Source organism: Pseudomonas sp. LBUM1676 (assembly GCF_059695605.1).
On sequence record NZ_CP166777.1, the window covers coordinates 4,852,234 to 4,873,489 of the forward strand.

The following is a 21,256-nucleotide window of genomic DNA, read 5'->3' on the forward strand; positions in this document are numbered from 1 at the left end:
CCCCGGGACTTTGGAGATCGATATGACTACCCAGAACCTCAGCGGCAAAGTGGCGTTGATTCAAGGCGGTTCCCGCGGCATCGGCGCGGCCATCGTTCAACGCCTGGCCGCTGAAGGCGCGACAGTCGCCTTCACTTACGTCAGCTCCACGGCCAAAGCCGAAGAATTGCAGAACAGCATCACCTCCAACGGCGGCAAAGCCCTGGCGATCAAGGCTGACAGTGCCGACGCCGAGGCTATCCGTAACGCCGTGACCGCCACCGTCGAAGCCTTCGGTCGCCTGGATATCCTGGTCAACAACGCCGGCGTACTGGCGGTCGCCCCGCTGGAAGAGTTCAAACTGGAAGACTTCGACCAGACCCTGGCAATCAACGTACGCAGCGTATTCATCGCAACCCAGGCGGCGGCCCAACACATGACCGAAGGCGGTCGCATCATCAACATCGGCAGCACCAACGCCGACCGCATGCCCTTCGCCGGTGGTGGCCCATACGCCATGAGCAAAGCGGCACTGGTCGGCCTGACCAAAGGCCTGGCTCGCGACCTCGGCCCACGTGGCATCACCATCAACAACGTGCAACCGGGTCCGGTCGACACCGACATGAACCCGGCCAGCGGTGACTTCGCCGACAACCTGATCCCGCTGATGGCGGTGGGCCGTTATGGCAAAGTGGAAGAAATCGCCAGTTTCGTCGCCTATCTGGTGGGGCCGGAAGCCGGCTACATCACCGGTGCCAGCCTGACCATCGACGGTGGTTTCGGCGCCTGATACGCGTCAGCCAACCGTAGTTCATTGTGGGAGCGAGCCTGCTCGCGAAGGCGGTCTGTCAGTCGACATCGATGTTGGCTGATACGCCGCCTTCGCGAGCAGGTCGAATCGTCGCACCGTCGCTCCCCCATTATTTCTCGTCGTCAAGCCCAGTCGAGGTGCGGCAACCCACAGGCACTCGGATTGAACGCCTTCAGCGTACGAAGAATGCCATCGGCATGTGCGTACTTTTCATCGGCCATCGCCGCGTCCGGGATTGCGATCGCCGTCATCCCCGCCGCTTTTGCCGCCGTGACGCCAAAGGGCGAATCCTCGAACACCAGGCAATCTTCGGGCGCTACGCCCAGGCGTCGCGCCGCCGTGAGAAAGATATCCGGCGCCGGTTTGGCCGCGCCGACTTCCGGATCATCAGCAGTGACGATGAAGTCGAACAACGCGAACCAGTCGCGGTGCAAGGTGGTTTTCTGGCCAAAGGATTGCCGCGAAGAACTGGTGCCGACAGCGATTGGAATCTTGTTGGCCTTGAGGTGCCGAACCAGCTCCTGAGCGCCCGGCATCGCCAGCGCGGCAGGAAACCGCTCGCGCATCAGCGGTTCACGGATCACCAGGAACTCTTCCGCGGTGATTGGCAGGTCCAGCGCCTCGACCACATACCGCGCCAGATCCCCCGCACCACGGCCGATAATGTTCTGTTTGACACTCCAGTCGAAGGTCCGCCCGTAACGCCCGGCAATGATGGAAGTGACCTCGGTGTAAATGCCCTCCGTGTCCAGTAGCAAGCCATCCATATCGAAAATCACGGCCTTGATCGGGCCGAACTCGTTGCGCGGTGCATTCATCGCATCTGATCCGTTTTTAATGACATCCCGGGCGCCTCAGCGACGGCCCGTGATCGATTAAAGGTTTCAGCAGCATAACGAGCGCGGTCTGCCTGGAGCAACCGGCAATGCCCGATGAATGCACAAATCCGTGCCAGACGCGGTTCCTGATTCAGCGATGGGTCCTTGCAAGAGGGCGATTAACCTCCCGATCCTCCCGTACCTCCTCCGGCGCTGCCCGTGCCACCACCGGCGCTCCCGGAACTGCCACCGCTGCCACTGCCACTCATTCCTGAACTACCGGATTCTCCAGACCCACTCCCAGAACCGCTCCCCATCGAACTTCCACCACTCAAGGAACCGCTTCCCGCCCCCGGGCTGGTGCTGCTCCCACTGGCATCATCACCGTTTCCGCCCTTGATGGCGTCAGGCGGCAGCGCGTTACCTTGCCCGGCACCGGCATTCATTTCCGTAGAGGGCGGCATGCCACCTTTATCGACTGGCGCGTCGGACTGGGCAAACACCGCCATGGTACTGACCGATAACACTCCGGCCACCGTCAAGGCTGTCAATGTTGACCTGATCATGGTGTTTCTCCTTCAAGCGTTGCTTACCTGATGTGTGGCAAGTATCGCGTTTCAAAGGTGCCGCTCTATCGACAAGCGGCGAGACACCCCGGATATGCCTCAACTGGGTTCGCCAGAGGCATCATTGCCGGCGATGTCCGGGTCGTCGGGGTCTGCTTCGACATCGGTCCGTCTGACATCTTCGTTCGGCACCTGCTCCACGCCGGCGTCGTCATCCGGCGGACGCTGGTCTCGAGGAAGCGGGTCGGTAGGTGAAGGCAGCGGATATTCAGGCGTGTCATCGATGTCGGTATCTTTCGGGTCAGCGTTCATAAAGCACCTCTCAAGGGGCCTGAGAAACAGGTCCTGAAAATTCGATGACAGCCCGATGAACGCGGTTCGATCAGGCGGACGGCCGGTCTGCCTGGTCGGTGACCCAGGTCATTGTTCGTCTTCGTCTTCATCCTCGTCGTCGAACTCGGTTTGACCCACATCGCCTGCATCGTCGGCGTCGTTGAGCGGCACCGTGGCGTCATCCATCAAAGAACCCGGGTCTTCATTGCCGGGATCGTTGATGAACGGAAGTCCGCTCGGACCTTTTTCTTCCGTGCCTTCGGTTTCAGGAGTCATGGCATGCCTCATAACATTCAGGGGTGTATCAAGTTCGAGGCGGCTGACAGTCAATCGTTCCAGAGTGCTTTGCGCAGATGTGAAAAACCCGGCACCAGGCCGGGTTTACGCTGTGAGTCAAAGTCGAATCAGTGATGCTTGTTCTTATTCTTGTTCTTGTGTTTGTGTTTGTGGCCGCTCCCGGAATGGGATTTGCCGCTGTCGGTCCCCAGGTTATTGCCCACCGCGCCACCCGCGGCACCACCCAGGCCTGCGCCGATGGTGGAGCCGGTCGAGCCGCCGAGACTATTACCGATCACCGAGCCGCCCGCCGAGCCCAAACCACCACCGACAGCGGCTGCGGTTCGGCTGCCTTTAGGGGCGCCCACCGCACTGCCCGCCGCGCCGCCGAGACCGGCACCGATCGCTGCCCCCGTGCTGCCGCCCATTTGCTGGCCGACCACGTTACCCAGCGCACCGCCAATACCACCGCCAACTGCAGCAGTACCGTCACCGGCAGCCATTGCACCTTGAGCGACCAAAAGTCCCAGAACTACTGTGGACAATGTCAAACGCATGATATGAACCTCTAATTCCGCATCGGGGGAAGTGAACATGCTGCGGATGGGCAGGAGTCTAGCATCTGCGCCCGCTGAATCCGGCCAGCGATGAAGGTTGGACAGCCAATCGATCAAAAGTGTAGGAAACGACACATCCGGATACTAAAAGCCCGGCATTTCGCCGGGCTTCTAGTCAATCAAACTCACAATCAATGGCGCTTGTGGCCCTTGGACAGGTTGCTGCCCACCCCGCCGCCCAATGCACCACCCAGGCCGGCGCCGATAGTGGAACCGGTCTTGCCACCCAGGCTGTTGCCGATCACCGAACCGCCAGCTGCACCGACACCACCTCCGATGGCTGCCTTGGTACGGCTGCCTTTGCGAGCGGCAACCGCACTGCCCGCCGCGCCTGCCACGCCGGCACCAATGGCGGCACCGGTGCTGCCGCCCATTTTCTGGCCGACCACATTACCCAGCGCACCACCCAGGCCGCCGCCCAACGCGGCAGTACCGTCACCGGCAGCCATTGCACCTTGAGCAACCAAAAGTCCCAGAACCAGAGCGGGCAGAGTTAAACGCATGACGAGAAACCTCAAAAAAAGGGAAACCGAAAGGGCAATAATTGAATGTTCTTATGAAACAACGACCACAGACGAGTCGCCGCAACCACACAGTGGGCGACGGTTGGACAGCGTTTATGGAAAAGGTTTTATGACAGGCAAAAAAAAGCCCGCTGGGGAGACGGGCTGGAGTATTGCTTTCTAACGGATGAGCTGAGATTACGCAGCATCGTGTGAAAACTTTGTGAAAGGATGCTGAAGGAAATACGCGCTTGCAGATATTTCTTCAGGCGCAAAAAAACCCCGTTCAATGACGGGGTTTGTTGGTGGTGCATTACTTCCTGGAAGGTGCCGCTACCTTGGGTAAAAATTTGGCTTTCGGCCCTGGTCGCGTCATGGATTTCATCTTGTCGATCTGGATCTGGTCTTCACCGAAACCCGCCACATAATCGGTCTGCCCGCACTGCACGCAGTTGTTGATCGGAAACTCCGCGCCGTCGTCTTCGATATACGGATCAGCCATACCTTCGCCCCTCTCAAAAACGGGATCGACACCGGCAAGCCCATTTGCCTGAAAGAATATCGACCGCCAAGGCGTTTTAGACTAGTCGGTCATTACTGGACTTGTAATTCAGATTGCCCCGTGCCCGACGAATGGCGCCTGTCGGACTTACTTCAGTTTGACCGCCGTCCCGGTCACGAACACCACCACCATCCCGCTCTTCCCGGCCGGCATGCTGATCTCATAATCAAGCCCCACCACCGCATCCGCCTGCAGCGCCCGCGCCCGCTCCTTGAGCTCATCGGTCGCTTGAATCCGCGCTTCCTTCAACGCCCGCTCCAATGTCTGAGAGCGCCCACCGAAAAAATCCCGCATCCCGGCGAACAGGTCACGAATGACATTGACCCCCTGCACCGACTCGGCGCTGACGATGTCCAGGTAAGCGGTGATTTGCCGGCCTTCGATGGAATGGGTTGTGGTGGTGATCATGGAGTTTCCTTGTTCATGGTGGGCGCAGAGGCTGAAGACCGGGCTATTCGGGTGAATGATCGGGTCATACTTACAAATTAGGAAAACAACTTCGCTGATACGCCTGGGCCGTCAGCAAAGCCATGAACGAAAATTCAGACACCAGAAACCACAAAACCCCTGACTTCTCTCGAAATCAGGGGTTCTGGTTACATCGAATTTGGCGGTGAAGGAGAGATTCGAACTCTCGATACAATTTCTTGTATACACACTTTCCAGGCGTGCTCCTTAAGCCACTCGGACACTTCACCGTATCTCGTCAAACATGTTCTGTCTGTCGAGGCGCGCTAATGTAGTCGAAAGCTTTTCCGATGGCAAACTTTTTTTGCAGAATTTTCATGCGGTTAGCGATTTAGTTGTTCCGGCGGATTCCAGGCCATGGCAAACCTGCCAATCTCCGGCGTGGCGCCCCCTTCTATAGGGAGGGCAATGCGCCGCTGGCATGGCCGGCTACGCTTGGCGGGCGGGGAAAGGGTGACTGGCGGGTCAGTCATAGCGCTTTACCTGGCCTATGGCGGTGGGTAACGTCTGCCCAACTTTATCGAAAGGAATAGCGTCATGAGTGAGTTGATTTCCTACCATCTCGAAGACGGTATCGCGACCCTGACCTTGAGCAATGGCAAGGTCAATGCAATTTCGCCAGACGTGATTGCTGCGTTTAACGCTGCTTTGGATCGGGCGGTGACCGATCGTGCGGTGGTGATCATTACCGGTACGCCCGGGATCCTGTCTGGTGGCTATGATTTGAAGGTGATGACATCCGGTCCTGAAGCAGCCGTGACGCTGGTGACGGCCGGTTCCACCCTGGCCCGTCGCCTGCTGTCGCACCCGTTCCCGGTGATCGTCGCCTGCCCTGGGCATGCGGTGGCCAAGGGTGCGTTCCTGTTGTTGTCGGCCGACTACCGCATTGGCGTCGACGGTCCGTTCAGCATCGGTCTGAACGAGGTGCAGATCGGCATGACCATGCACCACGCCGGCATCGAGATCGCCCGTGATCGCCTGCGCAAGTCGGCGTTCCACCGTTCGGTGATCAACGGCGAGATGTTCAATCCGCAGAGCGCCATGGATGCCGGTTTCCTGGACGTGGTGGTATCGGCCGAGGAACTGCAAGGTGCAGCGTTGGCCGCGGCGCGTCAGTTGAAGAAGATCAACATGACGGCGCACAAGAACACCAAGCTCAAGGTGCGCAAGGCATTCCTGGAAACCCTGGACAAGGCGATCATCCTGGATCAGGAGCATTTGGGTTAAGCCCAGGCCTGCCACAGCGAAAAGCCCGACCGTCGTGTCGGGCTTTTTCATACAGGCGCTGTTGAAAAGCCTGCGATTGCTCTAGGACGCGTCTGACCAGCAAGTCGGAAACATGCGCTCAAATATCGCTATCTCCGACGTCTATAGCGGCAATTGCCGAAAACAGTGCACATCCGTACACTGCGCCACCTTTTGTCCCGGTGGGGCCTGTAAATGCTGTTTGTGTTTCGTATGTTATTGATGGGGCTGCACTTTATTCTGGCCGGTGTGCTCGGAGTGATGCTGGGCCTGTGCCGCCCGTTCAATCCGGACAACAGCCGCTTGTGTGCGCGTTTATATGCGTGGCCGGCGATGTGTATTTTGCGTTTACGGGTCAAGGCCGACGTCGGGCCGCTGATGAATAAACCCGACAGTTGCGTGATCATCGCCAACCACCAGTCCAACTACGACCTGTTTGTGTTCGGCAATGTGGTGCCCCGCCGCACCGTGTGCATCGGCAAGAAGAGCCTGAAGTGGGTGCCGCTGTTCGGGCAGTTGTTCTGGCTGGCGGGCAATGTGTTGATCGACCGTGGCAATGCGCAGAAGGCGCGCAAGTCGATGTTGACCACCACTAACACCTTGCAAAACGAGGACACGTCGATCTGGGTGTTCCCGGAAGGCACGCGCAACCTCGGCGAAGAGTTGCTGCCGTTCAAGAAAGGCGCATTCCAGATGGCGATTGCCGCAGGCGTGCCGATCGTGCCGGTGTGTGTCAGCACTTACGTCAAACACATGCGCTTGAACCGCTGGCGCAGTGGGAAAATTATGATCCGCTCGCTGCCGGCGATTCCTACGACGGGAATGAGCCTGGATGACATGCCGCTGTTGATTGAGCAGTGCCGCGAGCAGATGCGCGAGTGCATTGAGTCGATGGACCGGCAACTGCAAGCTGCTTGAAAAGAAACCCGCCTGGTGCGGGTTTTCTTTTGCCCGCGAGCTTCTTGCCTACGAACTCTGCAGACTTTGCTGACTCTCAAACAGCAGACAAGGCTAAGCTGAATACTGCCTGCCACTGCCATCTGCATATAAGAAGTGAACCACCATCATGGGTAGAGTTGTTGCTGCTGCGGTTTATAGCGCCGGTAAGAAAGTCACCAATATCACTCTCGACGAAGGCGCGGCCTGGGCGGCAAAACCGGGCCACTTTGTATGGATCGGCCTCGAGGAGCCGAACGCCCAGGAACTGTTCAATCTGCAACGCCAGTTCAACCTGCATGAACTGGCCATTGAAGACGCCCTGGAAAAACACAGCCGACCTAAACTCGAAACCTTCGGCGACGCATTGTTTATCGTTACCTATTCGCCAATCCGCAATGAAGGCAAGCTGGAGTTCATCGAGACTCATATCTTTGCCGGTAACGGCTACATCATTACCGCACGCAACGGTCACTCGGCGTCCTACGCTTATGTCCGACAGCGCTGTGAGGCACGTCCGCTGTTGCTGGAGCACGGCGAAGATTTCGTACTCTATGCCATCCTCGATTTCGTGATCGAAAACTACCAGCCCATGGGCGAAGCGATCCATGCCGAGATCGACGAGCTGGAACGCAACGTCATGTGCGGCTCGCTGAACGAGCGCGACATTCAAAAACTCCATAGCCTGCGCCGTGATGTCTTGCGGCTGCGCCGTTATGCGGCACCGATGGTGGAAATCGGCGAGGAACTGCAGAAACTGAGCTTCCCGTTCATCGACAAGAACATGCGCCCGTATTTTCGCGATGTGCAGATCCACGTGACCCGACAGATGGAAGACCTGACGACCCTGGCGGACATTGCCAGTCAGACGATTGAAGTCGGGGTGTTGCTGGAGGCGTCACGGCAGAGCGTGGTGCAGCGCAAGTTTGCGGCGTGGGCGGCGATCCTGGCATTCCCGACGGCGGTGGCGGGGATTTACGGGATGAATTTCCAGAACATGCCTGAGTTGACCTGGCATTACGGGTATTTCGCGGTGTTGGGGTTTATTGCGGTGGGGTGTGTGGGGTTGTGGGCGAGTTTCAAGAGATCCGGGTGGTTGTAGAGTCGTGTGCTTTCAGTAAGAGCCTGTTGCTACATTCGCGAGCAGGCTCGCTCCCACATTAGATATTGGGTGTTCACACATCAGGTGACACCACGACCCATTGTGGGAGCGAGCCTGCTCGCGAAGCTTTTAGCTTTTAGCTTTTAGCCGCTTCAGCCTTATGCGCCACAAACCGCATCATCCACTCTGCCACCGTAGCGCCGTGGTGCTCATGTTCCAGGCTCGCCATGCCTTTGCTATAAATCTGCTCGCCCAGCGCTTCCTGACGAATATCCAGCAACGCCCGGGAGTAATCGTGAATGAACTCCGGATGCCCCTGGAAGCACAGCACCTGATCGTTGATGTGATACGCGGCGAACGGGCAGAAATCGCTCGAGGCAATCACCGTGGCGTTTTCCGGCAGTGACGTTACCTGGTCCTGGTGACTGATCAACAACGTCAGTTCTTCGCGCACAGGGCTCATCCACGGTGCCTTGGCGGCCAGTTTATAGTTATGCGTGCCGACGCCCCAGCCCTGGGTCGCGCGCTCGCTCTTGCCGCCCAGCAGCAACGCCAGCAACTGATGGCCGAAACACACGCCCAGCAGTTTGTCGCCACGCTCGTAGCGCTTCAGCAGATAAGCCCTGAGGGTTTCGATCCAGGGGTCGGTACCGAAGGAATCGGCCTTGCTGCCAGTTACCAGGTAAGCGTCAAAGGTCAGCTCGTCAGGGGGATATTCGCCCTGCATCACGTTGTAGACGGTGAACTCGGCCTCGATGGGTTGCTGCGAAAACAGACGCTGGAACATCTGCCCGTAACCCTGATACTGATCGACCAGTTCTGGACGCAGAATGTCGGTTTCCAGAATGCAGATGCGTAACGACATAAAAAATACCTGACACGTGATGGGAATAATGCACACCCCAGAGCGTGCCTCGAAACAGGTAGCGAGGCAAGCCCGGAATGCGTCCCCCCCCTTAGAACGCCTGGCCTTTTGCCGCCTTCTCCAGCAACAGTGCGGGCGGAGCGAATCGCTCGCCATATTGCCCCGCCAGGTACTGGGCGCGGGCAACGAAGTCCTTCACGCCGTACTGATTTATGAATTGCAGCGCGCCGCCGGTCCAGGCCGCGAAGCCGATACCGAAGATCGAGCCGACGTTGGCATCCGCCGTCGAGGTCAGCACGCCCTCTTCCAGGCAGCGCACGGTTTCGATGGCTTGCACGAACAGCAGCCGGTCCCGCACGTCCTTCGGCGAAATCTGCCCGTCGGCTTTCTCGAAACGGGATTTCAGCTCTGGCCACAGATGCTTCTGGCCACCGGCCGGGTACTCGTAAAAACCGCCTCCAGCGGCCTTGCCCGGACGTTTGTATTCATTGAGCAGCAAGTCAATCACGGCTAAGGCCGGGTGCTCAATCAGCGGTTTGCCTTCCGCTTGCAGGTCTTTGGCCGTTTGCTGGCGGATATGGCTCATGAGGCTGAGGGAAACTTCGTCAGAGATCGCCAGAGGGCCGATGGGCATGCCGGCCTTGCGCGCCTCGGTTTCGATCATCGGCGCGCTCACGCCTTCGCCGAGCATGGCGATGCCTTCGTTGGTGAACGTGCCGAATACCCGCGAGGTGAAAAAGCCGCGACTGTCGTTGACCACGATCGGCGTTTTGTTGATTTGCAGGACGAAATCGAACCCGCGGGCCAGGGTTTCGTCGCTGGTATGGACGCCTTTGATGATTTCCACCAGCGGCATTTTCTCCACGGGGCTGAAGAAATGCAGACCGATAAATCGGGTCTGGTCTGGCACTGCCGTGGCGAGGCCGCTGATGGGCAAGGTCGAGGTGTTGGAGGCGAGCACTGCATTCGGGCCGACAATTTTTTGCGCAGCCGAAGAGACCCTGGCTTTGAGTTCGCGATCTTCGAATACCGCTTCAATAATCAGATCGCATCCCGCCAAATCCGCATCGTTTTCCGTCGTATGAATCCGCGCCAACGTGGCTTCGCGCTGTTCGGCAGTCAATTGGCCGCGCGCGACTTTCTTGTCCAGCAGCATCGCCGAGTGGGCCTTGCCCTTCTGCGCTGCCGCGAGGCTGATGTCCTTGAGTACCACTTCAATGCCGGCCGATGCGCTGACGAAAGCGATGCCGGCGCCCATCATCCCGGCGCCGAGCACCCCGACCTTTTGCGTCTCATAAGGCGCAAAACCCTGTGGCCGCGAACCGCCGGCATTGATTTCGTTGAGCTGAAACCAGAAGGTGCCGATCAGATTCTTCGATACCTGGCCGGTGGTCAGTTCGGTGAAGTATCGGGTTTCGATCAGGTGTGCGGTGTCGAAATCCACCTGGGCACCTTCAACGGCGGCGCAGAGGATTTTCTCCGGTGCGGGCATGCAGCCCTGGGTTTTGCTGCGCAGGATCGACGGTGCAATGGCCAGCATCTGCGCGACTTTCGGATTCGACGGCGTGCCACCCGGTATCTGGTAGCCCTTCACATCCCAGGGCTGCACCGCCGTCGGATGGGCAATGATCCAGGCCCGAGCCTTCGCCAGCAACTCGTCGCGATCGGCTGCCAGCTCGTCGATCAAACCCGCCTGCAACGCTTGTTGTGGCCGGATTTTCTTGCCCTCGAGCAGATACGGCAGGGCTTTTTCCAGGCCCAGCAGACGTACCATGCGCACCACCCCGCCACCGCCCGGCAGCAGGCCGAGGGTCACTTCCGGCAGGCCGAGCTGCACGCCGGGTTGATCCAGGGCCACGCGATGATGGCAGGCCAGGCAAATTTCCCAGCCACCGCCCAGCGCCGCCCCATTGATCGCGGCGACCACCGGTTTGCCGAGGGTTTCCAGGGTGCGCAGTTGCCCCTTGAGGTTCAGCACCATGGCGTAAAAGGCCTTGGCTTCAGGTTTGCCGACCTTGATCAGCTCATTGAGGTCGCCACCGGCGAAGAAGGTTTTTTTGGCCGAGGTGATGATGACGCCGGCAATGGCGTCTTTCTCCGCGACCAGTCGGCTGATGCAGGCGGCCATGGCGTCGCGGTAGACCGCGTTCATGGTATTGGCGCTCTGGCCCGGCATATCGATGGTCAGGACGACGATCCGGTCCTGGCCCTTTTCATAACGAATGGCTTCGGTCATTGAAATGTTTCCTTGAAGTCGGGGCTCAGAGGCGTTCGATGATGGTGGCGATGCCCATGCCGCCGCCGACACACAGGGTCGCCAGGCCATAACGCAGGCGCCGGGTTTCCAGTTCATCGAGCAGCGTGCCGAGGATGGCGCATCCGGTGGCGCCCAGCGGGTGGCCCATGGCGATGGAGCCGCCGTTGACGTTGACCTTGTCCGGGTCGATGGCCATGTCCTTGATGAACTTCAGCACCACGGAGGCGAAGGCCTCGTTGACTTCGAACAGGTCGATGTCCTCGACCCGCAACCCGGCCTTGGCCAGGGCCTTGCGCGTGGCTGGTGCGGGACCGGTGAGCATGATGGTCGGATCGGTGCTGGTGACCGCCGCGGCGACGATCCGTGCCCGGGGTTGCAGGCCCAATGCCCGGCCCTTGGCTTCGGAACCAATGAGCATCAAGGCCGCGCCGTCGACTATCCCGGAACTGTTGCCCGGGGTGTGCACGTGGTTGATCCGCTCCACGTGGCTGTAGACCCGCAACGCGGTGGCGTCGAAGCCCATTTGCCCGATCATTTCGAAACTCGGCTTGAGGGTGCCCAGCCCTTCCAGGGTCGATTCGGCGCGAATGAACTCATCGTGATCGAGCAGGATGATGCCGTTCTGATCCTGCACCGGCACCAGTGACTTGTTGAACGAGCCGTCCGCCCGCGCTCGCGCAGCCTTGCGCTGGGAGTGCAGCGCATAGGCATCGACGTCCTGCCGGCTGAAACCTTCGAGGGTGGCGATCAGGTCGGCGCCCACCCCTTGAGGGGTGAAATGACTGTGCAAATTGGTTTCCGGATCCAGCGCCCAGGCCCCGCCATCGCTGCCCATCGGTACCCGGGACATGGACTCGACACCGCCGACCACCACCAGGTCTTCGAAGCCGGACCGCACTTTCATGGCCCCCAGGTTGACCGCTTCCAACCCCGAGGCGCAGAAACGGTTGATCTGCACCCCCGCCACGCTGACGTCCCAATCGGCCACCTGGGTCGCGATCTTGGCAATGTCGCAGCCTTGATCGCCAATGGGCGTGACGCAACCGAGCACCACGTCATCGACCTGGCTGGTGTCGAGGGCTGTGCGCTGCTGCAGCGCCCTGAGCAGCCCGGCCACCAGGTTCACCGGTTTCACGCTGTGCAAGGCACCATCGGATTTGCCCTTGCCGCGGGGTGTGCGTAACGCGTCGAAAATCAAAGCCTGGGTCATGACGTTCTCGAACCTGATGGTGAGTGATTCCTTGATCACTCACCTTATGCCGAGCCGCTACCTATTCAATGACCGCAACGCTCAGCGACGTTGACCCACACGCTCAGACGGACGGTAGCCCGCTATGCAATTAACCGATTCGGGACACGAAGCTGTCTAGCAAACGGGCGGCCAAGAAGCTGGCAATAGGCCTCATAGCTTTTTAAGAGCTATTAATGACTAAATCATATGAAATGGATCTAAACCAAGCATGACGCGGGCTCTAAGGTGAAGTTGTACGATGTTGTCGTCGGGTTTTGCCGAGGCGCTCGTTCTACAGGAAGTGCAACGCTTTGCCGTCATGGAGATATGCAGGCAGGCATCAGGAAATAACAAAAAAAAGGCGGTCAGCCATGTTCAAACAATCGAAAGTTCGTCAAGCCGGGCTCATTCTTTTCGCCACTACGCTGTTGTTGATTTTGCCGAACCTGACCAAGGTGATCGGTTAGTCGGTCGATAGAAAATACGGCGTCAGGTTTTTTATATCGCCTCATTAAAAATGTGACTGGCTCGCTACCCGGGCCAGTGTGGGTGTGCCAACCTTTGTGGCACTTGCACGACATGGACGGCGATCACTTGAAAACGCTCATTCTGTTCGGGGCCATGCTGCTGAGCACGCCCCTCCCTGCCGCACAGCTGAACCTGGAGCTGGGCGCGAACAGTCGCACCTGGCAGACCGAGGAATTGCTCAAGCATCCTCAGGTCCAGACCATCACCATCACCAACGACGTTTCCTATAAGCGGGACATGAGCTATCGCGCCGTTCCCGTGGCGGCATTGTTGACCGGTATCAAGCCCGAAGATCACTTGCAAGCCGTGGCGCTGGACGGGTTTGCGGCAGAGTTGTCGGCGGCGCCGCTGCTCAATGCCGAGGGTGCGCGGGCCTGGCTGGCGATTGAAGACCCGGCCAGACCGTGGCCGGCGTTGTCCGAGGGCAAGCACAGCGCCGGACCTTTTTATCTGGTCTGGACCGATCCACAAGCGGGCAATATCAGCCCTGAGCAATGGCCGTTCGAAGTGGCGAGCATCAAGCGCCTGGCACCGGTGGCGCAGCGCTTCCCTGCCCTGCTGCCCGACCCTGCGCTGGCCGCAGACGATCCGGTGAACAAGGGTTTTGCGTTGTTCCAGAAGAACTGCCTGGCGTGCCATCGATTGAACGGCGCCGGGGATGCGCAGTTTGGGCCGGACCTGAATATTCCATTTAACCCGACCGAGTACTTCGGCGCGGATTTCCTCAAGCGCTACATTCGTGATCCACAGAGCTTGCGCCAGTGGCCACAGGCGAAGATGCCCGGGTTTTCGGCGACGGTGTTGCCGGACGGGGATCTGGAGAAGTTGGTGGGGTATTTGAAGCACATGGCTGGGCGCAAAGTTAAACCCTGACACCATTCCCCTGTAAGAGCGAGCTTGCTCGCGATGACGGTGTGTCAGTCAAAGATTTGTTGGCTGATAAGACGCCATCGCGAGCAAGCTCGCTCCCACAGGGGTTTGCGGTGTATCAGATTATTGCTGTTGGACTGAGATAATCGGCATCGGTGTCGGTGACACAAACACCTTCGCATGCATCTGCTCGCACCCACCGCCCCGACGCATGCCGCGCACCGGGCAGGCGTCCAGATAATCCAGGCCTACCGCCAGTTTCAAATGCCGCTCGGGCCGCGCCAGCTCATTGGTCACGTCAAAGCTGTACCACGCGTCGTCGAGCCACGCTTCAGCCCAGGCGTGACTGGCCAGGTGTTCGCAGTCCTCGCTGTACAAATAGCCCGACACATAACGCGAAGGAACGCCCAGGCTGCGGGCGCAGGCGAGGAACGCATGGGCGTGGTCCTGGCACACGCCGGAACGCCCGGCAAAGGCCTGGGCGGCGCTGGTGTCCACTTCGGTGGAGCCCGGGGTGTAGGTCATGTGCTGGTTCAGGCCATGCATCAAGTCGATCAACGCTGTGCGATCGCGACGTTGCTTGCAATGTTTTTCGGCGAACGCGCGCAGGGCTTCGTCGGCTTCGGTCAGCCGGGTGAAACGCAGGAACGGCAGCGCCGACTGGCTCTCGTGCTCGGCTTCGCGCAGCTCGTCGATGTCCACCTGCCCACGGGCACCGATGATGATCGCCTCGTGGGGCTCGTCCAGGGTCAGCACATGCAGGATGTTGCCGAACGGGTCGAGTTGCGCACGCACCGGGCGCGGCAGGTCGAGCTGCCAGCTGAGCACGTGCTGGCGCTCGCTGTCGTGGGGGGTCAGTCGCAGGTACTGGATGCTCGCCCGCACCTTATCTTCATAGTGATAGGTGGTCTCGTGGCTAATGGAAAGTCTCATGCAGCCTCCAGGTAGGAACTGTGAATGGCGTTGCCCAACTGGCGCACCAGCGGGATGAACTCGGTCAGCCAGGCGTGCAGGCCTTCGTCGAGAATTTCGCTGATGCCGGTGTAGCGCAGGCGCGCGTCCATTTCCGCGGCCAGGCGTTGCGCGGGACGGCCATTGGCCCCCGGCAGCTGGGCGAGGATCTGGTCGATTTCTTCGGTACAGGCCCGTAGCGAACGCGGGACGTCGGCGCGCAGCAGCAGCAATTCGGCGACGTGTCGGGCGCCGGGGGCGTCGCGGTAGATTTCGGTGTAGGCCTCGAACGAGGACAACGCCCTCAACAAGGCACTCCACTGGTAATAGGCGTGGGCGGTGCCGTCGCTGACCGCTTCGGCCTGGTCACCGGCCATTTCGTAGCGGGCATCGAGCAGGCGCAAGGTGTTGTCTGCCCTCTCGATAAAGGTCCCCAGGCGAATAAAGCGGAACGCATCGTTACGCATGATCGTGCCGTAGGACGCACCGCGAAACAGGTGGGAACGTTCCTTGATCCACTCGCAGAATCGGCTCATGCCATACCGGCTCAGGCCCTGATCGGCGATCCCGCGAATCTCCAGCCAGGTGGCGTTGATGTTTTCCCACATGTCGGCGGTGATTCGTCCACGCACCGCATGGGCGCTGGCCCGCGCGGCACCGAGGCAACTGTAGATGCTCGCCGGGTTGGCTGCGTCCAGGGCGAAGAAATGCAGCAGCCGCTCGGCGTGCAAATCGCCATGGCGCTCCAGGTAATCGTCCAGGGTGCCAGTGATCAGCAAGGGCATGGCGAGTTCGTGCAAACCGTCACCGCGACCATCCTGTGGCATCAGCGACAGCGAATAACTGATGTCGAGCATCCGCGCGAGGTTTTCCGCCCGCTCCAGGTAACGCGACATCCAATACAAATCCGAGGCAGTTCTACTTAACATGGCAGGCTTCCTTCAATCCTCGACCACCCAGGTGTCCTTGGTTCCGCCGCCCTGGGAGGAGTTCACCACCAGGGAGCCTTCACGCAGGGCGACACGGGTCAAACCGCCGGGCACAACCCGGGTTTCGCGGCCAGACAATACAAACGGACGCAGGTCGATATGGCGTGGCGCGATGCCGTTTTCGACAAAGGTCGGACAGGTCGACAGCGACAAGGTCGGTTGCGCGATGTACGCGTGGGGCTTGGCTTTGATCCGAGCGCGAAAGGCTTCGATTTCCGCCGCCGTGGCCGCCGGTCCCACCAGCATTCCGTAACCGCCGGAACCCTGGGTCTCCTTGACCACCAACTCTGGAAGGTTGGCCAGCACGTGGGAAAGTTCGGCGGGATTACGACACTGCCACGTCGGCACATTCTTCAGGATCGGCTCTTCATCCAGGTAGAACCGGATCATGTCGGTGACGAATGGGTACACCGACTTGTCGTCCGCCACCCCGGTGCCGATGGCATTCGCCAGCACCACGTTGCCGGAGCGATACGAGGACAGCAGTCCTGGCACGCCAAGCATCGAGTCCGGGTTGAACGCCAGCGGATCGAGGAAGGCATCGTCGAGGCGACGGTAGATCACGTCGACGGCTTTCGGTCCGTCTGTGGTGCGCATGAACACCCTGTCGTCCCGCACGAACAGGTCCGCGCCTTCCACCAGTTCAACGCCCATTTCCCGAGCGAGAAAGGCGTGTTCAAAAAACGCACTGTTGAAGCGGCCCGGCGTCAGCACCACCACGCTCGGGTTATCGATCGGACTTGAGCTTTTCAGGGTATCGAGCAACAGGTTCGGATAGTGGTCGATGGGGGCGATACGCTGGGCCGAGAACAGTTCGGGAAACAGCCGCATCATCATCTTGCGGTCTTCGAGCATGTAGCTCACGCCACTGGGCGTTCGAAGATTGTCTTCGAGCACGTAGTAGGTGCCGTCGCCATCGCGCACCAGGTCGACACCGGAAATGTGCGAATAGATATCCCGATGCAGATCCAGCCCTTGCATCGCCAACTGGTACTGCTCGTTGGCCAGCACTTGCTCGGCCGGGATGATCCCGGCCTTGATGATGCGCTGCTCGTGATAAAGATCGGCGAGGAACATGTTCAACGCCTTGACCCGCTGAATGCAGCCACGCTCGACCACCCGCCATTCACTGGCGGGGATGCTGCGCGGAATGGTGTCGAAGGGAATCAGGCGTTCTGTCCCTTGCTCGTCACCGTAGAGCGTGAAGGTAATCCCGGCGCGATGAAACAGCAGATCGGCCTCGCGTCGCCGTTGGGCCAATAGCTCATCAGGCGTTTCGGCCAGCCAACGGGCAAACTCCCGGTAATGCGGGCGGACCTGGCCGCCGGCATCGTACATCTCATCAAAATAGGTGCGGATCATGCCGTACTCCTTGTCACCCGGACTGACAGGCCTTCGCAAGGCCCGTGCCATCGGCATAAACGCTTTAATATCAATCGGTTGGATAATGACTCCGCAACTACCGCACCAATCCTGTGCGGCAAATGCCCCAACCCGATCGTCCCCGCTTCATTGCGAAGCAATGTGTTCGCCTATCAGCAGCATAGACAGAGTTGATTTCATTGCCCGGACGTCGACGCGGATAGCGCAAACGAAAACGGCCAACCCGAGGGTCAGCCGTTGCTGCATGTTGTCGCTGTTCATAGTGTTATGCGAGTCGCCCTCGTACCTCCTGCTTGACACCCCATCCTTCGATGATGCCGCCCAGAGGCTCGACCACCGCCTCGAAGTCCTGCTCGAAGTCGCCGATGCCGTCGTAGGTGGCGTACATCACTTTACTGAGTTCCAGATACCACGCGCCGTCATCGCGCACGCTGATCTGGGCATTCAAGGATTCACCACAAAACTGCCCTGCCGCCCTGCGTGCCCGCTCCTCGTCCGGGAAAATGGCGTAGAACTCGATCGGATGGAATCGTGAAAAGTCGAAACCGCCTTCTTTCATGCGGCGCAGCACGCTGCTGCTGATGTCTTCTTGATAGGCTGTGCTCATGAAACGTCCCCCTCAACTTGATGGATAGACTTTCCGTATTCCCGGCGCACGCAACCGATTGGTGCGAGTGATGCGGCAACAATATTGCCGGTGGGAAGCAAGCATGTAGCTGACAAGACCAGACCTTAGCGATCCATTCGCTGATCTCGCTTGCAGAGTAGCCCCAAGAGAGAGGCGCTGCCAAGGTCTGGTTGTTTCACAAATGTGCCAGGAGGTGTTTCAGACGGGAGTAATGCCGAGGATTTGTATGCTGTTCTGGGTCTTGAGACTTTTGACGCTCGCATCAGCGGTTCGCCCTTCCAGATCATTCAGATCCAGTTCGGCGGCGACAGGAAGGAGACGGGCCTTGATGAGTTTGGCGGCCTGCTCGTTATCCGGGCATTCGTCGCACTCGAAGACTTCGTCGACTGTTTCACCGTGATCATCCACGAAAGTGATTTTCCACTTTTGCATCAGTGCCTCCTCGAACAAACCCGCAAATGGGCTTACAACCATCTGGACTTTTGCCCTGACTGATCGTTCAAACGGATTACGGGGTGTCGGCTGAAAAAACACATAATCTGTGGGAGCGAGCCTGCTCGCGAAAGCGCTGTGTCAGTCAACATCTCTATCGACTGGAAGATTGCCTTCGCGAGCAGGCTCGCTCCCACAGGGTTTGGTGTTGTTTGTGAGGTCCGGTCAGACCCGCACATTGCCCCGCGGCCCGGCGATGGCCCAGATGATGAGACCCAGGACCGGCAGCAACAGGATCAACAGCACCCAGACGATTTTCATCCCGGTGTCGGCGCCACTTTTCAGCACGTTGATGATTGCCCAGATGTCCAGGACAAGAATGATCAGGCCAACCAGACCATTGAACGTGGAACCCATGGTGTCGCTCCCTAAGAGTGGTGTGCACTCTTAGGATAGCTGGCCCCTGCGAGGGTTCCGTTTTATTAAGCCTGTGGCGGCGTCAGAGGTGGATCGCCACTTTCAGGGCTTCCAGCGACGGCGCGGCCGCGATGCCGACTTCGGCGCACAACTCCAGCACTCGCGGCACGTCGTTGCCATAGACCAGGACCACTTGCAGCTCGTCGTCGAGCAACTGACTGAAGTTCATCAACACGTAGCCGCCGTTTTCCTTGTTCATGCTGCTCATCTGCACCTGGATGCGATTGAGCGCGGTCAGGGCTTCGGTCTTCGCCAACTGTTTGGGTTTGATATTGAAATCAACGCCAGGGCCGAACGAAGCAACGATATGGGCGAACAGGTCCATGTAAGTGTCGGCCTGGAACAGCACGGTCTCCGGCAGGCTGCCGACGACTACCCACTCACCCAGAGGCATCGGGAAGGTGTCGTCGTAGTTGATATCCGGATTGGCCGTCAGAAAAGCCTCCGGATCGGCGTAGGCCTGGGCCGCTTCGTCAGCGACCTTCTGGATTTCGTCATCGCTCATGCACCCGGAGCTGATTTTGCTGATGAGTTCGACGAGTGCGGCTTTCATGGGACGGAATCCTGTAGCGAGGGAAATTTGAAGGCGCGAAGGATAGCGCATTCCGCCCCGCCATGGCTGCCCGGGAGCACAGCCGGCAATGTTGACCCATATCAAGGTCGGGCAGGCTCAGTAGCGGCACAATAATGGCACCTTGCCAAAACTGTTTCCGCTATCAGAGAAGACCTCCATGGGTGCCTGGCTTAGCAATATCTCGTTGAAGTACAAATTCTGGGCGGTCAACGCCGTCGCGTTCGTCACGACCCTGTTGCTGGTGTTGTACGCCGTGCAGCTTGAACAACAGTCGCGCAGCCATGCAGCCCAAGCGTCGGCCCAGGCCCAGGCACGGCTGCTGACGGCGTGGCCAGCCGGGCAACCGTTACCGAAGGCCGATAACCTGCTGACCTTCAGTCGCGGGCAGGCGCCGCTGCTCAATGGACAACCGGTGCTGGAGCTGGCCGATTCCAACGGCTGGGTGCAGATCAATTCCATGCCACTGTTCGGCGACAACCCATTGCTGGGCGCCGAGGTGTTCACGCGCGCCGATGGCCAGCAGGTCGCGGCGATTGCCTATGGGCCGAGCCTGACCCAGGTATTCGGCGAACGTTTCACCCACTACGCGGTGGCGGTGTTCGTCTTGATGCTGGCGATGCTCGGCGCTTCGCAATTGTTGATCCGCTTCTTGCTCAGCCAGCTCAATACCTTGAAAGACGTGATGCTCCACGTCGAGCAAACCGGCGATCTGTCGGCCCGTGTCCCGCTGGCCTGCAAGGACGAAGTCGGGCAGATGGCCAACGCTTTCAACGCGATGCAGGCCGGTTATCAACGGGTGGTCAACACCGTCGCCAGTACCGCCCGGCAACTGGATGTCGGCGCGGCGCGATTGGCGTCGAACATGAACGAGGTGCGGCTCGGCATGCTCGGCCAGCAAAGCGAAACCGATCAGGCCGCCACCGCGATCAACCAGATGACCGCCACTGTCTATCACATCGCCCAGCACGCCGGTGCGACCCGCGATCTCTCGCAAACCGCCGATACCCTGGCCGGCTGCGGCCAGGCCGTGGTCAGCCGGGTGCAGAAGTCGATCAGCGGGTTGTCCACGGGGGCAGCAGACGGCCGAGATGATTCAGCGCCTGGCCGAGGACAGCCAGAAAATCAACGGCGTGGTCGGGGTGATTCACAGCATCGCCGAGCAGACCAATCTGTTGGCCCTCAACGCCGCCATCGAAGCGGCCCGGGCCGGTGAAATGGGGCGCGGCTTTGCGGTCGTCGCCGATGAAGTGCGCAACCTGGCCAAGCGTGTGCAGGTGTCTACCGACGAGATCACGATCATGGTGACGACGTTGCAGGCCGGGACGCGGGACGCGGTGGATTTCATGCAGGAAAGCTCGTTCAAGGCCGACGACTGCGTGCGCCAGGCGCAGGAGGCCGGGGTAGCCTTGGCCGAAATCACCAGCGCGGTGGCGCAGATGCGTGAAAGCAACACGCAGATCGCGGTAGCGGCCGAGCAGCAGAGTCAGGTGGCGGAAGAAATGAACCGGGCGGTGGTGAGCATTCGGGATGTGACCGAGAATACGGTGCAGCAAACAGTGGGGTCGGCGACTACCAGTAATGAATTGGCTGCGCTGGCGGGGGAGTTGAACAGGGCTATAGGGCAGCTCAAGCTGTGACGGCCCCTTCGCGAGCAAGCCGCTCCCACAAGGGTTTCTCTTTAACCAGAAAATCCGGGTACGACACTGAGCCCCTGTGGGAGCGAGACCGGCTTGCCGGCGAAAGGGCCAGCCTGACCAGCATCAATTGCGAACATGAGCACCTATCACATCGATAGCCACCTTTGATTCGCCGCGCACTGACGCCGGGCCTATTCTTCAATCATGCGTTGAACACG

Annotated in this window: 24 protein-coding genes, 1 tRNA gene and 1 pseudogene; 8 read left to right on the top strand and 18 right to left on the bottom strand. The window is 59.5% G+C overall.

The genetic code is table 11. The annotated features are described in order from the left end of the window. Positions 1–22 precede the first annotated feature (22 nt). On the top strand, positions 23–769 hold the full coding sequence (locus ACA041_RS22300) for a 3-oxoacyl-ACP reductase family protein (protein WP_497437724.1): 747 nt from the start codon (positions 23–25) through the stop codon (positions 767–769). A gap of 143 nt (positions 770–912) precedes the next feature. On the opposite strand, the gene ACA041_RS22305 is transcribed toward ACA041_RS22300, so the two are convergent. Then, positions 913–1,608, bottom strand: a complete 696-nt coding sequence (locus ACA041_RS22305) for an HAD-IA family hydrolase (RefSeq protein WP_497437725.1) — start codon at positions 1,606–1,608, stop codon at positions 913–915. 462 nt (positions 1,609–2,070) lie between these two features. On the opposite strand from ACA041_RS22305, the gene ACA041_RS22310 reads away from it, so the two are divergent. Then, positions 2,071–2,205, top strand: a complete 135-nt coding sequence (locus tag ACA041_RS22310) for a hypothetical protein (protein WP_497437726.1) — start codon at positions 2,071–2,073, stop codon at positions 2,203–2,205. A 68-nt stretch (positions 2,206–2,273) separates the two neighbouring features. Here ACA041_RS22310 and ACA041_RS22315 read toward each other — a convergent pair whose 3' ends face one another. The 7 genes from ACA041_RS22315 to ACA041_RS22345 form a co-directional block, all read right to left on the bottom strand. Continuing rightward, positions 2,274–2,486 carry a hypothetical protein gene (locus tag ACA041_RS22315; protein ID WP_497437727.1) on the bottom strand — a complete coding sequence of 71 codons (213 nt, stop codon included), beginning with the start codon at positions 2,484–2,486 and terminating at the stop codon, positions 2,274–2,276. Positions 2,487–2,594: 108 nt separating this feature from the next. Beyond that, the gene (locus ACA041_RS22320) at positions 2,595–2,783 is read right to left on the bottom strand and encodes a hypothetical protein (protein ID WP_497437728.1); all 189 of its coding nucleotides are present in this window, start codon (positions 2,781–2,783) and stop codon (positions 2,595–2,597) included. Positions 2,784–2,911: 128 nt separating this feature from the next. Continuing rightward, positions 2,912–3,340 (bottom strand): glycine zipper domain-containing protein, encoded by a 429-nt coding sequence (locus ACA041_RS22325; protein ID WP_497437729.1) that lies wholly within the window; start codon positions 3,338–3,340, stop codon positions 2,912–2,914. 191 nt (positions 3,341–3,531) lie between these two features. Beyond that, positions 3,532–3,903 (bottom strand): bacteriocin, encoded by a 372-nt coding sequence (locus ACA041_RS22330; RefSeq protein ID WP_338919913.1) that lies wholly within the window; start codon positions 3,901–3,903, stop codon positions 3,532–3,534. Between the two features lie 313 nt (positions 3,904–4,216). Further along, on the bottom strand, positions 4,217–4,405 hold the full coding sequence (locus ACA041_RS22335) for a hypothetical protein (RefSeq protein ID WP_497437730.1): 189 nt from the start codon (positions 4,403–4,405) through the stop codon (positions 4,217–4,219). A 147-nt stretch (positions 4,406–4,552) separates the two neighbouring features. Next, a complete protein-coding gene (locus tag ACA041_RS22340; protein WP_497437731.1) occupies positions 4,553–4,873 on the bottom strand; it encodes a YbjQ family protein in 321 nt (106 codons plus the stop codon). Positions 4,874–5,073: 200 nt separating this feature from the next. Then, positions 5,074–5,163: transfer RNA gene (locus tag ACA041_RS22345), tRNA-Ser, on the bottom strand. Between the two features lie 307 nt (positions 5,164–5,470). Here ACA041_RS22345 and ACA041_RS22350 point away from each other — a divergent pair. The 3 genes from ACA041_RS22350 to ACA041_RS22360 all read left to right on the top strand — a co-directional run bounded on the left by ACA041_RS22350 (position 5,471) and on the right by ACA041_RS22360 (position 8,216). Further along, positions 5,471–6,160, top strand: coding sequence for a crotonase/enoyl-CoA hydratase family protein (locus ACA041_RS22350; RefSeq protein ID WP_497437732.1), 690 nt, complete (start codon positions 5,471–5,473; stop codon positions 6,158–6,160). A gap of 213 nt (positions 6,161–6,373) precedes the next feature. Beyond that, complete coding sequence (locus ACA041_RS22355; protein ID WP_497437733.1) at positions 6,374–7,096, top strand: lysophospholipid acyltransferase family protein; 723 nt, start codon at positions 6,374–6,376, stop codon at positions 7,094–7,096. A gap of 148 nt (positions 7,097–7,244) precedes the next feature. Beyond that, the gene (locus ACA041_RS22360; RefSeq protein ID WP_497437734.1) at positions 7,245–8,216 is read left to right on the top strand and encodes a magnesium and cobalt transport protein CorA; all 972 of its coding nucleotides are present in this window, start codon (positions 7,245–7,247) and stop codon (positions 8,214–8,216) included. A 136-nt stretch (positions 8,217–8,352) separates the two neighbouring features. Here ACA041_RS22360 and ACA041_RS22365 read toward each other — a convergent pair whose 3' ends face one another. The 3 genes from ACA041_RS22365 to ACA041_RS22375 form a co-directional block, all read right to left on the bottom strand. Further along, positions 8,353–9,081 carry an amidotransferase gene (locus ACA041_RS22365; RefSeq protein WP_497437735.1) on the bottom strand — a complete coding sequence of 243 codons (729 nt, stop codon included), beginning with the start codon at positions 9,079–9,081 and terminating at the stop codon, positions 8,353–8,355. 91 nt (positions 9,082–9,172) lie between these two features. Continuing rightward, a complete protein-coding gene (locus tag ACA041_RS22370; RefSeq protein ID WP_497437736.1) occupies positions 9,173–11,317 on the bottom strand; it encodes a 3-hydroxyacyl-CoA dehydrogenase NAD-binding domain-containing protein in 2,145 nt (714 codons plus the stop codon). 25 nt (positions 11,318–11,342) lie between these two features. After that, positions 11,343–12,548 carry an acetyl-CoA C-acetyltransferase gene (locus ACA041_RS22375; RefSeq protein WP_497437737.1) on the bottom strand — a complete coding sequence of 402 codons (1,206 nt, stop codon included), beginning with the start codon at positions 12,546–12,548 and terminating at the stop codon, positions 11,343–11,345. Between the two features lie 600 nt (positions 12,549–13,148). On the opposite strand from ACA041_RS22375, the gene ACA041_RS22380 reads away from it, so the two are divergent. Beyond that, positions 13,149–13,970 carry a c-type cytochrome gene (locus ACA041_RS22380; protein ID WP_497442149.1) on the top strand — a complete coding sequence of 274 codons (822 nt, stop codon included), beginning with the start codon at positions 13,149–13,151 and terminating at the stop codon, positions 13,968–13,970. Between the two features lie 120 nt (positions 13,971–14,090). Here the strand turns inward: ACA041_RS22380 and ACA041_RS22385 are convergent, their stop codons facing one another. From ACA041_RS22385 to ACA041_RS22415, 7 genes are all read right to left on the bottom strand, one after another. Then, positions 14,091–14,900, bottom strand: a complete 810-nt coding sequence (locus tag ACA041_RS22385; RefSeq protein WP_497437738.1) for a transglutaminase family protein — start codon at positions 14,898–14,900, stop codon at positions 14,091–14,093. Next, on the bottom strand, positions 14,897–15,847 hold the full coding sequence (locus ACA041_RS22390; protein ID WP_497437739.1) for an alpha-E domain-containing protein: 951 nt from the start codon (positions 15,845–15,847) through the stop codon (positions 14,897–14,899). The genes ACA041_RS22385 and ACA041_RS22390 overlap by 4 nt, the downstream gene beginning before the upstream one ends. Positions 15,848–15,859: 12 nt before the next feature. After that, positions 15,860–17,269 carry a circularly permuted type 2 ATP-grasp protein gene (locus ACA041_RS22395; RefSeq protein ID WP_497437740.1) on the bottom strand — a complete coding sequence of 470 codons (1,410 nt, stop codon included), beginning with the start codon at positions 17,267–17,269 and terminating at the stop codon, positions 15,860–15,862. 286 nt (positions 17,270–17,555) lie between these two features. Continuing rightward, complete coding sequence (locus ACA041_RS22400; protein WP_497437741.1) at positions 17,556–17,897, bottom strand: ribonuclease E inhibitor RraB; 342 nt, start codon at positions 17,895–17,897, stop codon at positions 17,556–17,558. Positions 17,898–18,116: 219 nt separating this feature from the next. Continuing rightward, complete coding sequence (locus tag ACA041_RS22405) at positions 18,117–18,350, bottom strand: hypothetical protein (RefSeq protein WP_150764367.1); 234 nt, start codon at positions 18,348–18,350, stop codon at positions 18,117–18,119. A 225-nt stretch (positions 18,351–18,575) separates the two neighbouring features. Beyond that, a complete protein-coding gene (locus ACA041_RS22410; RefSeq protein WP_497437742.1) occupies positions 18,576–18,767 on the bottom strand; it encodes a PLDc N-terminal domain-containing protein in 192 nt (63 codons plus the stop codon). An 82-nt stretch (positions 18,768–18,849) separates the two neighbouring features. After that, positions 18,850–19,380, bottom strand: a complete 531-nt coding sequence (locus ACA041_RS22415; protein ID WP_497437743.1) for a hypothetical protein — start codon at positions 19,378–19,380, stop codon at positions 18,850–18,852. Between the two features lie 703 nt (positions 19,381–20,083). Between ACA041_RS22415 and ACA041_RS22420 the strand changes: the two genes are divergently transcribed. Then, positions 20,084–20,614, top strand: coding sequence for a HAMP domain-containing protein (locus tag ACA041_RS22420; RefSeq protein ID WP_497442150.1), 531 nt, complete (start codon positions 20,084–20,086; stop codon positions 20,612–20,614). Next, positions 20,532–21,038, top strand: a pseudogene (locus tag ACA041_RS22425) (methyl-accepting chemotaxis protein); the annotation flags it as partial. The gene ACA041_RS22420 and the pseudogene ACA041_RS22425, both read left to right, overlap by 83 nt. Between the last annotated feature and the right edge of the window lie 218 nt (positions 21,039–21,256).

What these genes read in the sequence shown, in the direction of transcription:
- ACA041_RS22310 (WP_497437726.1), top strand. Translation starts at nt 2,071, where the DNA reads ATGCCACCTTTATCGACTGGCGCGTCGGACTGGGCAAACACCGCCATG.
- ACA041_RS22325 (WP_497437729.1), bottom strand. Translation starts at nt 3,340, where the DNA reads ATGCGTTTGACATTGTCCACAGTAGTTCTGGGACTTTTGGTCGCTCAA.
- ACA041_RS22410 (WP_497437742.1), bottom strand. Translation starts at nt 18,767, where the DNA reads ATGGGTTCCACGTTCAATGGTCTGGTTGGCCTGATCATTCTTGTCCTG.
- ACA041_RS22400 (WP_497437741.1), bottom strand. Translation starts at nt 17,897, where the DNA reads ATGAGCACAGCCTATCAAGAAGACATCAGCAGCAGCGTGCTGCGCCGC.
- ACA041_RS22305 (WP_497437725.1), bottom strand. Translation starts at nt 1,608, where the DNA reads ATGAATGCACCGCGCAACGAGTTCGGCCCGATCAAGGCCGTGATTTTC.
- ACA041_RS22375 (WP_497437737.1), bottom strand. Translation starts at nt 12,548, where the DNA reads ATGACCCAGGCTTTGATTTTCGACGCGTTACGCACACCCCGCGGCAAG.
- ACA041_RS22390 (WP_497437739.1), bottom strand. Translation starts at nt 15,847, where the DNA reads ATGTTAAGTAGAACTGCCTCGGATTTGTATTGGATGTCGCGTTACCTG.
- ACA041_RS22385 (WP_497437738.1), bottom strand. Translation starts at nt 14,900, where the DNA reads ATGAGACTTTCCATTAGCCACGAGACCACCTATCACTATGAAGATAAG.
- ACA041_RS22420 (WP_497442150.1), top strand. Translation starts at nt 20,084, where the DNA reads ATGCTCCACGTCGAGCAAACCGGCGATCTGTCGGCCCGTGTCCCGCTG.
- ACA041_RS22365 (WP_497437735.1), bottom strand. Translation starts at nt 9,081, where the DNA reads ATGTCGTTACGCATCTGCATTCTGGAAACCGACATTCTGCGTCCAGAA.
- ACA041_RS22315 (WP_497437727.1), bottom strand. Translation starts at nt 2,486, where the DNA reads ATGAACGCTGACCCGAAAGATACCGACATCGATGACACGCCTGAATAT.
- ACA041_RS22415 (WP_497437743.1), bottom strand. Translation starts at nt 19,380, where the DNA reads ATGAAAGCCGCACTCGTCGAACTCATCAGCAAAATCAGCTCCGGGTGC.
- ACA041_RS22370 (WP_497437736.1), bottom strand. Translation starts at nt 11,317, where the DNA reads ATGACCGAAGCCATTCGTTATGAAAAGGGCCAGGACCGGATCGTCGTC.
- ACA041_RS22320 (WP_497437728.1), bottom strand. Translation starts at nt 2,783, where the DNA reads ATGACTCCTGAAACCGAAGGCACGGAAGAAAAAGGTCCGAGCGGACTT.
- ACA041_RS22380 (WP_497442149.1), top strand. Translation starts at nt 13,149, where the DNA reads ATGGACGGCGATCACTTGAAAACGCTCATTCTGTTCGGGGCCATGCTG.
- ACA041_RS22350 (WP_497437732.1), top strand. Translation starts at nt 5,471, where the DNA reads ATGAGTGAGTTGATTTCCTACCATCTCGAAGACGGTATCGCGACCCTG.
- ACA041_RS22335 (WP_497437730.1), bottom strand. Translation starts at nt 4,405, where the DNA reads ATGGCTGATCCGTATATCGAAGACGACGGCGCGGAGTTTCCGATCAAC.
- ACA041_RS22355 (WP_497437733.1), top strand. Translation starts at nt 6,374, where the DNA reads ATGCTGTTTGTGTTTCGTATGTTATTGATGGGGCTGCACTTTATTCTG.
- ACA041_RS22330 (WP_338919913.1), bottom strand. Translation starts at nt 3,903, where the DNA reads ATGCGTTTAACTCTGCCCGCTCTGGTTCTGGGACTTTTGGTTGCTCAA.
- ACA041_RS22405 (WP_150764367.1), bottom strand. Translation starts at nt 18,350, where the DNA reads ATGCAAAAGTGGAAAATCACTTTCGTGGATGATCACGGTGAAACAGTC.
- ACA041_RS22300 (WP_497437724.1), top strand. Translation starts at nt 23, where the DNA reads ATGACTACCCAGAACCTCAGCGGCAAAGTGGCGTTGATTCAAGGCGGT.
- ACA041_RS22360 (WP_497437734.1), top strand. Translation starts at nt 7,245, where the DNA reads ATGGGTAGAGTTGTTGCTGCTGCGGTTTATAGCGCCGGTAAGAAAGTC.
- ACA041_RS22340 (WP_497437731.1), bottom strand. Translation starts at nt 4,873, where the DNA reads ATGATCACCACCACAACCCATTCCATCGAAGGCCGGCAAATCACCGCT.
- ACA041_RS22395 (WP_497437740.1), bottom strand. Translation starts at nt 17,269, where the DNA reads ATGATCCGCACCTATTTTGATGAGATGTACGATGCCGGCGGCCAGGTC.